A 15,026-nucleotide genomic window follows, 5' to 3' on the forward strand; every position below is an offset into this window, starting at 1 on the left:
GGGCGCGGGGCGGGGGGCGGTGCTGGCCGTCAACGCCGACCCCGGGCAGGCGGCCGAGTGCCGCGTGCTGCCCGCCGGCGCCCCGGGCTGAGCCGCCGGGCGGGCGTTCGCCCGCAGCGTGCGCGGGCGGCCCGTGTCGGAGGGCCGACCTAGGCTGGGGCCATGCGGCCCACGACAGACATCCAGCGCCGGCTGGCGCCCTTCGAGGTGGTCTCCGAGTTCTCCCCGTCCGGCGACCAGCCGGCGGCGATCGCCGAGCTCGCGCGCCGCATCCGGGCGGGGGAGCAGGACGTGGTGCTGCTGGGGGCCACGGGCACCGGCAAGTCGGCGACGACGGCCTGGCTCATCGAGCAGGTGCAGCGCCCGACGCTGGTCATGGCGCCCAACAAGACGCTGGCGGCCCAGCTGGCCAACGAGTTCCGCGAGCTGCTGCCGCACAACGCCGTGGAGTACTTCGTCTCCTACTACGACTACTACCAGCCCGAGGCGTACGTCCCGCAGTCGGACACCTACATCGAGAAGGACTCCTCGGTCAACGACGAGGTCGAGCGCCTGCGGCACTCGGCCACCAACTCGCTGCTGACGCGCCGCGACGTCATCGTCGTCGCGTCGGTGTCCTGCATCTACGGCCTCGGCACGCCGCAGGAGTACGTCGACCGCATGGTCACCCTCAAGGTCGGCGACACCATGGACCGCGACGACCTGCTGCGCCGCTTCGTGGCCGAGCAGTACACCCGCAACGACCTCGCCTTCACCCGCGGCACCTTCCGCGTGCGCGGCGACACCGTGGAGATCATCCCGGTGTACGAGGAGCACGCGATCCGCATCGAGTTCTTCGGCGACGAGATCGACAAGCTCTACACGCTCAACCCGCTGACGGGGGAGGTGCTGGCGGAGGAGGAGCTCGTCTACGTCTTCCCGGCCTCGCACTACGTCGCGGGCCCCGAGCGGCTGGAGCGGGCCATCGCCGGCATCGAGGCCGAGCTGGCCGAGCGGCTGGCGGAGCTGGAGCAGCAGGGCAAGCTGCTGGAGGCCCAGCGGCTGCGGATGCGCACGACCTACGACGTCGAGATGCTGCGCCAGGTCGGCACCTGCTCGGGGGTGGAGAACTACTCCCGGCACTTCGACGGCCGCGAGCCCGGCTCGGCGTCCAACACGCTGCTGGACTACTTCCCCGAGGACTTCCTGCTCGTCATCGACGAGTCGCACGTGACCGTGCCGCAGATCGGCGCCATGTACGAGGGCGACGCCTCCCGCAAGCGCACCCTCGTCGACTTCGGCTTCCGGCTGCCGAGCGCCATGGACAACCGCCCGCTGCGCTGGGAGGAGTTCCTGGAGCGGGTCGGGCAGACGGTCTACCTCTCGGCGACCCCGGGCTCCTACGAGCTCTCCCGCGGCGACGGCGTGGTCGAGCAGATCATCCGCCCCACGGGGCTGGTCGACCCCGAGGTCGTCGTCAAGCCGACCAAGGGACAGATCGACGACCTGCTGCACGAGATCCGGCTGCGCACCGAGCGCGACGAGCGCGTCCTGGTGACCACGCTCACGAAGAAGATGGCCGAGGACCTCACGGACTACTTCCTCGACCAGGGGGTGCGGGTGCGCTACCTGCACTCCGACATCGACACCCTGCGGCGCGTGGAGCTGCTGCGCGAGCTGCGCCAGGGCGAGTACGACGTCCTCGTCGGCATCAACCTGCTGCGCGAGGGCCTCGACCTGCCCGAGGTGTCGCTGGTGGCGATCCTCGACGCGGACAAGGAGGGCTTCCTGCGCTCGTCGACCTCGCTCATCCAGACGATCGGCCGCGCGGCCCGCAACGTGTCGGGCCAGGTGCACATGTACGCCGACACGATCACCCCGTCGATGGTGCAGGCCATCGAGGAGACCAACCGCCGGCGCGAGAAGCAGGTCGCCTACAACACCGAGCGCGGCGTGGACCCGATGCCGCTGCGCAAGCGCATCGCCGACATCACCGACCTCATCGCCCGCGAGGACGCCGACACCGCGGAGCTGCTGTCCGCCGCGGGCGGCAGCGGCCGCTCGCAGTCGCGGGGCAAGGCCCCCACGCCGGCCAAGGGCGCCAAGGGCAGGAACGTCGGCCGCGAGGTGGGGCCCGAGCCGCGCGGCGGCATGCCGCAGGCCGACCTCGCCCAGCTCATCCAGGAGCTCACCGACCAGATGCACTCCGCGGCCGCCGAGCTGCAGTTCGAGCTCGCGGCGCGCCTGCGCGACGAGCTCGGCGACCTCAAGAAGGAGCTGCGGGGCATGCGGGCGGCGCAGGGGGCCTGACCCGAGCGGTCCCGGGCGCCCGGGTCACCGGGCGCCCGGTCCCGCGGGTGCGGCGGGTCCGCCGGAGCTGACCTCCCCTCCACGGGTCAGCTCCCGCGCACCGGCCGCCGGCCGCCGGCCGGCCGGCTCGTGCCGGCCCGTGCCGGGTCTCAGCCGCGGGGGGCCACGGGCGGCACGGGGGAGACGCTGCCGGTGCTCGTCAGGTGCGCCAGCAGCGTCTCGCTGATCTCGCGCAGCTGCTCCTGCTGCTGCCGGCTGAGCTGGTCGAACAGCGTCGAGCGCACCGTCTCCACGTGGGAGGGGGCCGCCTCCCGCAGCGCCTCGAAGCCGGCGTCGGTGAGGACGGCCACGAAGCCGCGCCCGTCGGTGGCGCAGGCGTCGCGACGGATCCAGCCCCGCTCCTCCATGCGCGCCACGGCGTGCGAGACGCGGCTGCGCGAGGACAGCGAGGACTCGGCGAGCTCGCTCATGCGCAGCGAGCGCTCGGGGGCCTCCGACAGGCGCACGAGCATCTCGTAGTAGGTGAAGACCACGTCCGAGTCGTGCTGCAGCTGCCGGCTCACGCGGTCCATCAGCAGCTGCGTCGCCGACAGGAAGGCCCGCCAGGTGCGCTGCTCCTCGTCGTCGAGCCAGCGCACCGGCGCCCGCCCGGGCTGCTGCTCCCCGTCCGGCGGTGCGGGGACGTCCACGGTCTCGACAAGTGCGCTGGATGGAACCATGGGGCGAGCTTATGCCTTGCATTCAACTACCTGCGTCCGCCGAACGGTGGACGCCCGGGTCCGCCGTCCGGGCGCCCGTGTCGGAGGGGGCGCCTAGGGTTGGGTGCGTGGCTCCTCGCTCTCCCTCCCCGGGCTCCCGCACGACCGGCTCCACCTCCCGCACGCCCGCGCGCACGCCTGCGCGCACGTCCTCGCGCACGGCGGCCAGCACCGCCACCCGGGCGGTGAGCACCGCCGCGGTCCCCTCCGACCGCCTCGTCGTGCGGGGGGCGCGCGAGCACAACCTCAAGGACGTCTCGGTCGACCTGCCCCGCGACAGCCTCGTCGTCTTCACCGGCCTGTCGGGCTCCGGCAAGTCCTCGCTCGCCTTCGACACGATCTTCGCCGAGGGGCAGCGCCGCTACGTCGAGTCGCTGTCGGCGTACGCGCGCCAGTTCCTCGGGCAGATGGACAAGCCCGACGTCGACTTCATCGAGGGGCTCTCGCCCGCGGTCTCCATCGACCAGAAGTCGACCTCGCGCAACCCCCGCTCCACGGTGGGCACCATCACCGAGGTCTACGACTACCTGCGCCTGCTCTACGCGCGCGCCGGCCGCCCGCACTGCCCGGTCTGCGGGGAGCCGGTCGGGCGGCAGACCCCCCAGCAGATCGTCGACCAGCTGCTCGAGCTGCCCGAGGGCACCCGCTTCCAGGTGCTCGCGCCCGTCGTGCGCGAGCGCAAGGGCGAGTACGCCGAGCTCTTCCGCGAGCTGCAGGCCAAGGGCTTCGCCCGCGCCCGGGTCGACGGCGAGGTCGTCCCGCTGGAGGACCCCCCGACGCTGCAGAAGAAGCTCAAGCACACCATCGAGGTCGTCGTCGACCGCCTCGTGGCCAAGGACGGCGTCAAGCGCCGCCTCACCGACTCCGTCGAGACGGCCCTCGTGCTCTCCTCCGGGCTGCTGGTGGCCGACCTCGTCGACGTCGAGGGCCCCGAGGGCGAGCGCCGCTTCTCCGAGAAGATGGCCTGCCCCAACGAGCACCCCCTCGACATCGACGAGGTCGAGCCGCGCACCTTCTCCTTCAACTCCCCCTTCGGCGCCTGCCCCGAGTGCACCGGCCTGGGCACCCAGCTGGAGGTGGACCCCGAGCTCGTCGTCCCCGACGAGGACCTCTCGCTGGCCGAGGGGGCGATCGCCCCCTGGGCGGCCGGCTCCTCGGACTACTTCCAGCGGCTCGTGACCGCGCTGGCCGAGGACCTGAAGTTCTCCGTGGACGTGCCCTGGCGGGCGCTGCCCAAGCGGGCCCGCGACGCGCTGCTGCACGGCAAGGACCACGAGGTCCACGTGCGCTACCGCAACCGCTGGGGCCGCGAGCGCTCCTACTCCACCGGCTTCGAGGGCGTCATCCCCTTCGTCAAGCGCCGCCACGAGGAGACGGAGTCCGACCTCAGCAAGGAGCGCTACGAGGGCTACATGCGCGAGACGCCGTGCCCGGTGTGCCAGGGCCAGCGGCTGAAGCCCTCGGCGCTGGCGGTCAAGGTCGGCGGGCTGTCGATCTCGCAGCTGTGCGCGCTGCCCATCGACGAGTGCTCCACCTTCCTCGACGCCCTGCAGCTGAGCGGGCGCGAGAAGAAGATCGCCGCGCAGGTGCTCAAGGAGATCCAGGCGCGCCTGGGCTTCCTGCTCGACGTCGGCCTGGACTACCTCTCGCTCTCGCGCCCGGCGGGCACCCTCTCCGGCGGCGAGGCGCAGCGCATCCGGCTGGCCACCCAGATCGGCTCGGGCCTGGTCGGGGTGCTCTACGTCCTGGACGAGCCGAGCATCGGCCTGCACCAGCGCGACAACCGCCGGCTCATCGACACCCTCACGCGGCTGCGCGACCTGGGCAACACCCTCATCGTCGTCGAGCACGACGAGGACACCGTGCGCGTCGCGGACTGGATCGTCGACTTCGGCCCCGGCGCCGGCGAGCGCGGCGGCGAGGTCGTGCACTCCGGGGACCTGGAGGGGCTGCTGGCCAACCCCAAGTCGCTCACCGGGCAGTACCTCTCCGGTGCGCGCGCCATCGAGGTGCCCGAGCAGCGCCGCCCGCTCGACCCGGACCGCCGGCTGCGCGTGATCGGCGCCCGCGAGCACAACCTGCAGGACGTCACCGTCGAGTTCCCCCTCGGCGCGCTCGTCGCGGTCACCGGGGTCTCCGGGTCCGGCAAGTCCACCCTGGTCAACGACATCCTCTACACGGTGCTGGCCAACAAGCTCAACGGTGCCCGCCGGGTGCCCGGCCGGCACAAGGCCGTGGAGGGCCTGGAGCACCTCGACAAGGTCGTGCACGTCGACCAGAGCCCCATCGGCCGCACCCCGCGCAGCAACCCGGCCACCTACACGGGGGTCTTCGACCACGTCCGCAAGCTGTTCGCCTCCGCCCCGGAGTCGAAGCTGCGCGGCTACCAGCCGGGCCGGTTCTCCTTCAACGTCAAGGGCGGGCGCTGCGAGGCGTGCTCGGGCGACGGCACGCTGAAGATCGAGATGAACTTCCTGCCGGACGTCTACGTCCCGTGCGAGGTGTGCCACGGCGCCCGCTACAACCGCGAGACGCTCGAGGTGCACTTCAAGGGCAAGACGATCGCCGAGGTCCTCGACATGCCGATCGAGGAGGCCGCGGACTTCTTCGCCGCCGTCCCGGCGATCTCGCGGTACATGAGCACCCTCACCGAGGTCGGGCTGGGCTACGTGCGCCTGGGCCAGCCCGCGACCACCCTGTCCGGCGGCGAGGCGCAGCGCGTCAAGCTCGCCTCCGAGCTGCAGCGCCGCTCCAACGGCCGCACGATCTACGTCCTGGACGAGCCCACCACCGGTCTGCACTTCGAGGACATCCGCAAGCTGCTCGGCGTCGTGCAGGGGCTGGTCGACAAGGGCAACAGCGTCCTGGTCATCGAGCACAACCTCGACGTCATCAAGTGCGCCGACTGGCTGGTGGACATGGGTCCCGAGGGCGGCAACGGCGGCGGCACCGTGGTCGCGGAGGGCACCCCCGAGCAGGTCGCGGCCCACCCGGACAGCTACACCGGGCGCTTCCTGGCGGAGGTGCTCACCCCCGCGACCACGACCGGCCGGCGCCGGCGCGCCCGCGCCAGCTGACGCCGGCGCACCGCCCGCACGGCCCCCGCAGATCGCTCGGAGTCGTTGTGGCGCAACGGCTGGTCACCTCTCCCACCGGGTGAGGGTCGACGCGCCGTGGGTGGCGGGGAACTCCTCGTGGTTCTCCGCCGCCCATCCGGGGAAAACCCCGGAGGGGCCCGCCGCCCGCTGACACACTGCTTCGCGATCACCCCCGCGCGGCCCGTCGCGGGAGGTGCGGTCGAGCCAGGGGGACGCATGAGCGAGGTCACGACGGACGCGCGCGCCGGGGTCGGTGAGGCGCTCGGCGCCCGGGTGCCGGCGACGCTCGGTGCGGTGCCGAGGCCGCGGTCGGCCGCGGCGGGACCCGCCCTGCTGGCGGCGCGCCGCGGGGTCCGCTGGCTGCAGGAGTCGGGGATCCAGAGCGCCTCCGGCGGCTACCACTCGTGGTTCGACCGCACCAGCCGCGTGCACCCCTTCGAGTACTCCGAGGTCACCGGCTACCAGGTGACGCTGGCCGCGTGGCTCGCCGCCCGCGGCGACCTGGCGGTGCGCGAGGTCGCGCTGGGCGACGCCGAGCGCGCGGTGCGGTGGCTGACCACCGCCGTGCAGCCGGTGCCGGGCGCCTTCCGCTGCCTGGAGGCCTCCGCCGCCGTCGGCCGCTTCGCCGCCAAGGCCGACCGCCTCTACACCTTCGACGCCGGGATCATCCTGCAGGGCCTGGTGGCCCACCACGCGGCCACCGGCAGCCCGGCCGCGGCCCGCGCCGCCCTCGACACCGGCGAGTGGCTGCTGCGCCACGTCGACGACGCCGGGGTCGTGCAGCCGTGGCCGGCGACCGCGCAGGCCGGCCGCTGGCAGGACGCACCCGGCGACTGGTCCACCCGCCCCGGCGTGCACCACGCCAAGATCGGCATCGGCCTGGCCGCCCTCGGCGAGCTGACCGGCGAGCAGCGCTTCACCCGCGCCGCCGTGGCCGTCTGCGAGGACGCGCTGCACCGGCAGCTGCCCTCGGGCCGCTTCGTCACCAACCCCGTCGCCGGCACCACGAACGTCCACCCGCACAGCTACGCGGCGGAGGCGCTGTGGGCCGTGGGCACCGCCACCGGCCGCGCGGACCTGCTGGACGCCTCCGAGCGCGCGACGCTGTGGGCGCTGGCCGCCACCGACCGCGACGGGCTGCCCCCGCGCCGCTACGGCGTCGACGCCGCCGGCGCCGTGCAGGTCGTGCGCCACCCGCGCGTCGACGGCGTGGCCCAGGTCCTGCGCCTGGCCGCCCTGCACTCCGCGCACGGCACCTCCGCCGCCCAGCGCCTGGTCGCGGCGCTGCTGCAGCACCAGGTCAGCGCCCCCGACGAGCCGCGGGCCGACGGCGGCTTCGCCTTCGGCGCCGGCACCGACGGGACGCCGCTGCCGCACGCCAACGTCTGGGTGACCGCCTTCGCCGTCCAGGCCCTCGTGCTCGCCGCCGGGGACCGGCGCGGCGCCGCGGTCCTCGACTGGCGCCACCTCGTCTGAGGGGCGGCTGGTCCACGCGTGGCTCGCATCCTGCTCCTCATGACCCGCCCGCTCGCGGGCGCCGGTGGCCGCGGCACCGTGCTGCGCACCATCGTCGACTCCCTGGCCGACGCCGGCCACGACGTCGTGTGCGCCGTCGTCGGCGGGCCCGCCCGCCCGGTGCCGGTCGACCGCGCGGTCGCCACCCACCGCCTGCCCGACGTGACCTGGCGGGAGGTCGCCGGCGGCCGCGCCGCCCGCCGCCGCGGCCTGCGCTCGTGCAACGAGCGCCTCTACTACTCCGCGCGCACCGCCGCGGCCGTGCGCCGCCTCGCCGACGCCGAGGACGTGGACGCCGTCGTGGCCGACGGGGTGCGCCTGGCCGCGCTCGCCGAGGACTGCGGGCGCCCCTGGTTCGTCGACCTCGACGACCTGCTCTCCGAGCGCTACGAGCTGTGGCGGCGGCGGCGGATGGACCTGCACCAGCTGCTCGGGCACCGCCGGCCCCGCTCGCGGGCGGCCGCGGCGCTGCTGCGCCGGGTGCCGGTCGGGCGGCTGCTGGCGCTGGAGGCGCGGCGGCTGCGCCGGCGCGAGGACGAGGTCGCCCGCACCGCGCACGGCACCTCGCTGGTCTCGCCGGTGGAGGCCGCCCGGCTGGCCGAGCGCGCGGGAGCACCGGTGCGCTCGCTGCCCATGGCCGTCAGCGCGCGGGTGCAGCGGCGCTGGAGCCCGGGCGCCCCGCTGGACCGCCGCCTGGCCTTCCCCGGCAGCCTCACCGCCTTCGCCAACGAGGAGGCCGTGCGCTGGTGGATCGACGAGCTCGAACCCGCCCTGCGCGCGGCCGGGCTGCACGGCTGGCAGCTGCACGTCTTCGGCGAGGTCCCGCAGGCGGCGCGCGCCCGCGTCGCGGCGCCCTCGGTGGTGCTGCGCGGCGCCTTCGAGCGCGAGCGGCTGCACGCCGAGCTCGTGCAGCACTCCTTCCTGCTGGCGCCCCAGCGCGAGGCGCTGGGGCTGACCGTGAAGGTCGTCGAGGCGGCCGTGCTCGGCCTGGTGCCGGTGACGACGCCGCAGGGCGCCAGCGGCATGGACGTCGCCCACGGCGAGCAGGTGCTGCTGTTCTCCGACGGGGCGGAGCTGGCCCGCGCGCTGGGCACGCTCGAGCGGTGGGCGGCCGACGGCGGCGCACCCACCGCGGCCCTGGCCGGCCGGGCCGCCGCCTGGGCGCGCGCCGGCTTCGCGCCGCAGGAGCTGACCCGGCGCTGGGCCGAGGTCGTGCAGGAGCTCGTGGGGCGGGGTGCCGGACGTCCCGGCCTCGCGGAGAGGAGTGCGCGGTGAGCGCGACGGTCGTGGAGACCAGGCTCGGGCGCGGCGGCGAGGACCGTCCCGTCGTCGTCATCGGTGCGGGGCCGGCGGGGCTGGCCGCGGCCGAGCACCTGCTCGACGCCGGCGTGCGCGTCGTCGTCCTCGACGGCGCACCGCAGGTCGGCGGGCTCTCCCGCTCGGTGCAGCTGTGGGGGGAGCGCTACGACCTCGGCCCGCACAGCTTCTACTCCAGCTCGCACCCGGAGTCGGTGCGTCGCTGGCTCGACCTCGCCGGGGCCGCCGGCGGCGTCGAGCGCACCGTCGCCCGCCGCGGCGCCGTCTGGCGGGGGCGCGCCGTCGCCTTCCCGCCCGGGCCCCGCGACGTCCTGCGCGCCGTCGGGCCCGCCGGGGCCCTGACCCTGGCGGCCTCCCGGACCGCCGCGCGCCTTCCCGCGCGGCGCGCGGGCGCGGCCCCGCGCACCGCCCACGAGGCGCTCGTCGCCCGGCACGGTCGCGCCGTCGTCGAGGAGCTGTTCGTCCCCTACTGCCGCAAGTACCTCGGGGTCGGCCCGCAGCAGCTGTCGGCCGCCTTCGCCGACAAGCTGCTGGGCACCCGCGCCGGCTTCAGCGGTCCCGTGGAGCTGCTGACCCCCGCCCGCGGCACCGGAGCGGTCTGGGAGGAGCTCGCGCGGCGGCTGCGCGAGCGCGGGGCCCGCATCCTGCTGGGCACCGCCGTCACGGGCCTGAGCACCGAGGACGGGCGCATCAGCGCCGTCACCGCCCGCGACGCGGACGGGGAGTCCACCCTGCCGGTGCGGGCCGTGGTCTCCAGCGTCCCGCCGCCGCTGCTGCTGCGCTGGCTGCCGGGCGCGGGCACCCCGCCGGCCCCGGGCGCGGGCCTGCCGCCGCTGCGCAGCCGCGACACCCACCTGGTGCACCTGCTGGTGGAGGGCGAGGTCGGCCAGGACGCCCACTACGTCACCGCCTACGACGAGTCGCTGCGCGTGGGCCGGCTCACCAACACCCGCGCCTGGCGCCCGCGGCGGTTCGCCGGTGCCCCGCGCACCGTGCTGTGCGCGGAGTTCTGGAGCTCCGGCGACGACGACCTCGCCGCCCGCTCCGACTCCGAGCTCGCGCAGCTGGCCGTCGCCGAGCTGCCGGCCCTCGGCGTCGACCGCGGCGTGCGCGTCGTCGACTGCGACGTGCTGCGGCTGCCGCGCAGCGTGCCCGTCCTGTCCCTGGGGCACGAGGCCGTGCTGGCCGACGTCGACGAGCGGCTCGACGCCTACCCCAACCTCGTGCGCGTCGGCCGCCACGGCCGCCACGACTGGGACGGGCAGGAGGACTCCCTGCTCACCGGCCGCAGCATCGGCGCGCACGTGCTGCAGCTGCCCGCCTGAGCACGCGCCGCGCACGACGACGCCCCGCGCCCCCGGTCGGCACCGGGTGCGCGGGGCGAGCCGCGGGAGGGGCGCCGCTCAGCGCGGCGCGACGAGCTTGACGATCGACTCCACGACGACCCGGCTGGCCGACCCGTCGCCGTAGGGGGAGGGCAGCGCGGCCAGCGCGGCCGGGTCCTCGGCCAGCGCCGAGCGCACCGCCGCCGCCAGCCGCACGCCGGCGGGGACCAGGGTGGCGAAGGTGCCCACCACCTCCGGGCGCTCGGTGGAGCGGCGCACCACGACCAGCCGCTTCTTGAGGACGCTGACCTCCTCCTGCACGCCGCCGGAGTCGGAGACGACCAGGCGCGCCGCCGCCTGCAGCGCCAGGAACTGCGCCGGCGGCTGGGGGGCGATCGTCGTGAACGCGTCGAGCAGCTCGCCCAGGCCGGCCGCGCGCAGGCGGGCCAGGGTGCGCGGGTGGACCGGGAAGACGACCGGCAAGCCCTCGGCGGCGACCTCGCCCAGCTCGGCGAGCACCTGGCGCAGCACGCGGGGGTCGTCGGTGTTCTCCGGGCGGTGCAGCGTCAGCAGCAGGAAGCGGCGCGGCAGCCCCAGGCCGGTGACGATCCGCTCGCGCTCCTCGGGAGCGGGCAGCAGCTGCTGGACCGACTCCACGACCGTGTTGCCGGTCAGCAGGATCCGCTCGTCGGCGACGCCCTCGGCGCGCAGGTTGGCCACCGCGGTCGGCGTCGGCGCGCAGCACAGGTCGGCCAGGTGGTCGATGAGGACCCGGTTGTGCTCCTCCGGCATGCGCCGGTCGAAGCTGCGCAGCCCCGCCTCCACGTGCACCAGCGGCAGGTCCGCGGCGTTGGCGGCCAGCGCCCCCGCCAGCGCGGCCGTGGTGTCGCCCTGGACGACGACGGCCGAGGGGCGGTGCCGGGCGAAGGTGGTGTCCAGGGCCGCCACGGCCGCGCCCAGCTGCTGCCCGCGGGAGCTGCCGCCCACGCCGAGGGCCAGCGGCTCGGCGCCGAAGCCGAGCTGCGCGGTGACGTCGGACCACATGGCCGCGTCGTAGTGCTGGCCGGTGTGCACCAGCAGGCCCGCCGCGCCGAGGCGGCGCACCACCTCGGCGAGCTTGATCGCCTCCGGGCGCGTCCCCAGGACGACGGCGACCGGGCCCGGCGCGCCCTCGCCGGCGGGGAACCCGAGCGGTCGGCGCTCGGTGGGCGGGCGCCCCGGCGCGGGGGCCTGGGCGGGGACGTGCGCGCCGTCGGTGGTGCCGGCGGCGGTGCCGTCGGGGCTGCCGGGGGACGTGATCGTCGGAGTGGCCACGGCCGGACGGTAGGGCCGCGGACGGCTGCGCCGCCGGGGTTCGCCCCGAGTCCGGCCGCCGTTCACGCGGTCCGCTCAACCGTTGGAGCGCAACGTGTCCGGGCTGTCACCGACGGGCACTGGCGGGTCGTGGTGCACGCGTGTCCGGAGCGCGTCCTAACCTCGTCGGGTGCCCGACCCCGCCACCTACCGCCCCAAGCCGGGCGAGATCCCGGTCGAGCCCGGGGTGTACCGCTTCCGCGACCCGGACGGCCGCGTCATCTACGTCGGCAAGGCCAAGAGCCTGCGCGCCCGGTTGGCCAACTACTTCCAGGACCTCTCGGCGCTGCACCCGCGGACGATGGCCATGGTCACCACGGCCGCGAGCGTGGAGTGGACCGTCGTGGCCACCGAGGTCGAGGCGCTGCAGCTGGAGTACTCCTGGATCAAGGAGTTCGACCCCCGCTTCAACGTCAAGTACCGCGACGACAAGTCCTACCCCTACCTGGCCGTCACCATGTCCGAGCAGGTGCCGCGGGTGCAGGTGCTGCGCGGGGTCAAGCGCAAGGGCAACCGCTACTTCGGCCCCTACACGCACGCCTGGGCCATCCGCGAGACCGTGGACCTGCTGCTGCGCGTCTTCCCCGTGCGCACCTGCAAGCCGGGCGTCTACAAGCGCGCGGGCCAGACCGGCCGGCCCTGCCTGCTGGGCTACATCGACAAGTGCTCCGCCCCCTGCGTCGGGCGGATCTCCGCCGAGGACCACCGGGCGCTGGCCCAGGACTTCTGCGACTTCATGGGCGGTGCGACGCAGAAGTTCGTGCGCCGCACCGAGCAGGAGATGCGCGCCGCGGCCGCGGAGCTGGACTTCGAGCGCGCGGCCCGCCTGCGCGACGACCTCGGCGCCCTGCAGCGCGCCCTGGAGAAGTCCGCGGTCGTCCTGCCCGACGCCACCGACGCCGACGTCTTCGCCATCGCCGACGACGAGCTCGAGGCCGCGGTGCAGGTCTTCCACGTGCGCGGCGGGCGGGTGCGCGGGCAGCGCGGCTGGGTCTCGGAGAAGGTCGAGGACGTCGGCGCGCCCGAGCTCGTCGAGCAGCTGCTGCTGCAGGTCTACGGCGGCGAGTCCGGCGAGGGCGTCCCCCGGGAGGTCCTCGTGCCGGTGCTGCCGGCCACGGTCGAGGCCGACGTCGAGGACTGGCTCAGCGAGCTGCGCGGCTCCCGCGTGGACCTGCGGGTGCCCCAGCGCGGCGACAAGCGCGCGCTGATGGAGACGGTGCACCGCAACGCGACACAGGCCCTGGCGCTGCACAAGACCCGTCGCGGCGGGGACCTGACCACCCGCAGCCTGGCGCTGCAGGAGCTGCAGGAGGCCCTCGGGCTGGACGAGGCGCCGCTGCGCATCGAGTGCTACGACGTCTCCCACACCCAGGAGACCAACGTCGTCGCCTCGATGGTCGTCTTCGAGGACGGCCTGCCCAAGAAGAGCGACTACCGCCGCTTCAGCGTGCGCGGCGAGCAGGGCGGCGTCGACGACACCCGCGCCATGCGCGAGGTGCTGCTGCGCCGCTTCCGCCGGGGGCGCGGGGAGGGCGCCGGCGCGGTGGACGCGCCCGCTGGCGTGGACGAGGTGGACGCGCTCGGCGGTGACGTGCCCGCCGGCATCGACCCCGAGACCGGCCGCCCGCGCCGCTTCGCCTACGCCCCGAACCTCGTCGTCGTCGACGGCGGGCAGCCGCAGGTGGAGGCGGCGGCCCGGGCGCTGGCCGACGCCGGGGTCGTCGACGTCGCCCTGTGCGGGCTGGCCAAGCGGCTGGAGGAGGTCTGGCTGCCCGGGGAGGCCCACCCCGTCGTGCTGCCGCGCACCAGCCAGGGGCTGTTCCTGCTGCAGCGGGTGCGCGACGAGGCCCACCGCTTCGCCATCACCTACCACCGCTCCAAGCGCAGCAAGGCGATGACGACCAGCGCCCTCGACGGCGTGCCGGGGCTGGGGCAGGCGCGCAAGAGCGCCCTGCTGAAGCACTTCGGCTCCGTCAAGCGGCTGCGCGCGGCCACCGAGGAGGAGGTGGCCGCCGTGCCGGGCATGGGCCCGCGCACCGCCCGGGCCGTCGTCGAGGCGCTCGCCGGCGCCGAGCGCGAGCCCGCGGTGAACACCGCGACGGGTGAGCTGCTGGACTGAGGGCGGTGGCCCGGCGCGGTAGCGGCGGGGCAGGCCGCTGGCAGCACGCTGCGTGTCCACGTGATCTCGCGCAGTGGCGAGGCCGTCGCGAGCGACACGCCCGGGGGTGACAGGATGAGGCCGTGCGGGACGAGGCGGGGACGGGCGCGGTGACGGGCGAGGCGGTGGACGCGGCGACGGGTCCGGCGACGGGTCCGGCGACGGGTCCGGCGACGGGTCCGGCGACGGGTCCGGGCGGGGGCGAGCCGGCGGAGGGCGTCCCCGCGGCACAGGGCGCCGGCGCCGCGGAGCGCCCGCGCCGCCCGGAGCTCCTCGTCATCACCGGCATGTCGGGGGCGGGCCGCTCCACGGCCGGCAAGGCCCTGGAGGACCTCGGCTGGTACGTCGTGGACAACCTGCCGCCGCAGATGCTGGAGCCGCTGGCCGAGCTCACCGCCCGCGCCGGGCTGACCATCCCGCGCCTCGCGGTCGTCGTCGACGTGCGCGGGCGCACGTTCTTCGCCGAGCTGACCGGTGCGCTGGCCGCCCTGGACACCCGCGTCGTCAGCCCGCGCGTGCTGTTCCTGGACGCCACCGACGACGTCCTCGTGCGCCGCTTCGAGTCGGTTCGCCGCCCCCACCCGCTGCAGGGCGACGACCGCATCGTCGACGGCATCGCCCGCGAGCGCGCCCTCACCGGCGAGCTGCGGGCCCGCGCGGACGTCGTCGTGGACTCCAGCTCCTTCAACGTCCACCAGCTCGGCGGGCTGGTGGCCTCCCTCTTCGAGGCCGAGCGCGCCGAGGAGCTGCGGGTCACCGTCATGAGCTTCGGCTTCAAGTACGGCACCCCCGCCGACGCCGAGCACGTCGCCGACGTCCGCTTCATCCCCAACCCGCACTGGGAGCCCGAGCTGCGCCCGCTGACGGGCCGGGACCGGCCGGTCAGCGACTTCGTCCTCGCCGCCGACGGCGCCGCGCCGTTCCTGGACCGCTACGAGGCCGCGCTGCAGCCGGTGCTCGAGGGGTACCGCCGCGAGAACAAGCGCTACGCGACCATCGCCTTCGGCTGCACCGGGGGCAAGCACCGCTCCGTGGCCATGGCCGAGGAGCTCAGCGCCCGCCTGCAGCGCGACGGCGTGCCCGTGCGCGTCCTGCACCGCGACCTGGGGCGGGAGTGAGCGCGCCGCCCCCGCACGGCTCGGCGTCGGGGCCGCACGGCGCGCACGCCGCCGCCACCAGCTTCCCGACCGGGCTGATCCCCACCGTCGGCGCC

General features: G+C 75.4%; 9 protein-coding genes. 7 read left to right on the forward strand and 2 right to left on the reverse strand.

Annotation, left to right across the window (positions count from 1 at the left end; translation table 11 throughout):
• The first annotated feature begins 162 nt into the window (after positions 1–162).
• Positions 163–2,289 (forward strand): excinuclease ABC subunit UvrB, encoded by a 2,127-nt coding sequence (uvrB, locus tag GTQ99_RS10020; protein ID WP_166615593.1) that lies wholly within the window; start codon positions 163–165, stop codon positions 2,287–2,289.
• A 149-nt stretch (positions 2,290–2,438) separates the two neighbouring features.
• On the opposite strand, the gene GTQ99_RS10025 is transcribed toward uvrB, so the two are convergent.
• Positions 2,439–3,008, reverse strand: a complete 570-nt coding sequence (locus GTQ99_RS10025) for a MarR family winged helix-turn-helix transcriptional regulator (protein ID WP_166615594.1) — start codon at positions 3,006–3,008, stop codon at positions 2,439–2,441.
• A 224-nt stretch (positions 3,009–3,232) separates the two neighbouring features.
• On the opposite strand from GTQ99_RS10025, the gene uvrA reads away from it, so the two are divergent.
• The 4 genes from uvrA (at position 3,233) to GTQ99_RS10045 (ending at position 10,302) form a co-directional block, all read left to right on the forward strand.
• On the forward strand, positions 3,233–6,124 hold the full coding sequence (gene uvrA, locus GTQ99_RS10030; protein ID WP_166615599.1) for an excinuclease ABC subunit UvrA: 2,892 nt from the start codon (positions 3,233–3,235) through the stop codon (positions 6,122–6,124).
• 237 nt (positions 6,125–6,361) lie between these two features.
• Positions 6,362–7,621, forward strand: a complete 1,260-nt coding sequence (locus GTQ99_RS10035) for a glycoside hydrolase family protein (protein ID WP_166615595.1) — start codon at positions 6,362–6,364, stop codon at positions 7,619–7,621.
• Positions 7,622–7,660: 39 nt separating this feature from the next.
• Positions 7,661–8,935 carry a glycosyltransferase gene (locus tag GTQ99_RS10040; RefSeq protein ID WP_166615596.1) on the forward strand — a complete coding sequence of 425 codons (1,275 nt, stop codon included), beginning with the start codon at positions 7,661–7,663 and terminating at the stop codon, positions 8,933–8,935.
• Complete coding sequence (locus GTQ99_RS10045; RefSeq protein WP_166615597.1) at positions 8,932–10,302, forward strand: FAD-dependent oxidoreductase; 1,371 nt, start codon at positions 8,932–8,934, stop codon at positions 10,300–10,302. Before GTQ99_RS10040 ends, GTQ99_RS10045 begins: the two co-directional genes overlap by 4 nt.
• A 78-nt stretch (positions 10,303–10,380) precedes the next feature.
• On the opposite strand, the gene wecB is transcribed toward GTQ99_RS10045, so the two are convergent.
• Complete coding sequence (wecB, locus tag GTQ99_RS10050) at positions 10,381–11,445, reverse strand: non-hydrolyzing UDP-N-acetylglucosamine 2-epimerase (protein ID WP_166615600.1); 1,065 nt, start codon at positions 11,443–11,445, stop codon at positions 10,381–10,383.
• A 340-nt stretch (positions 11,446–11,785) separates the two neighbouring features.
• Between wecB and uvrC the strand changes: the two genes are divergently transcribed.
• Both uvrC and rapZ read left to right on the forward strand, forming a co-directional pair.
• Positions 11,786–13,774: an excinuclease ABC subunit UvrC gene (gene uvrC, locus GTQ99_RS10055; protein ID WP_166615598.1), complete on the forward strand. Its 1,989-nt coding sequence runs from the start codon at positions 11,786–11,788 to the stop codon at positions 13,772–13,774.
• Positions 13,775–14,091: 317 nt separating this feature from the next.
• Entirely contained in the window at positions 14,092–14,931 is an 840-nt protein-coding gene (rapZ, locus tag GTQ99_RS10060) for an RNase adapter RapZ (RefSeq protein ID WP_420814538.1), read from the forward strand.
• Positions 14,932–15,026: the final 95 nt, after the last annotated feature.

Origin of the sequence: Kineococcus vitellinus (genome assembly GCF_009906315.1) — a bacterium.
GTDB classification, from domain to species: Bacteria; Actinomycetota; Actinomycetes; order Actinomycetales; family Kineococcaceae; genus Kineococcus; species Kineococcus vitellinus.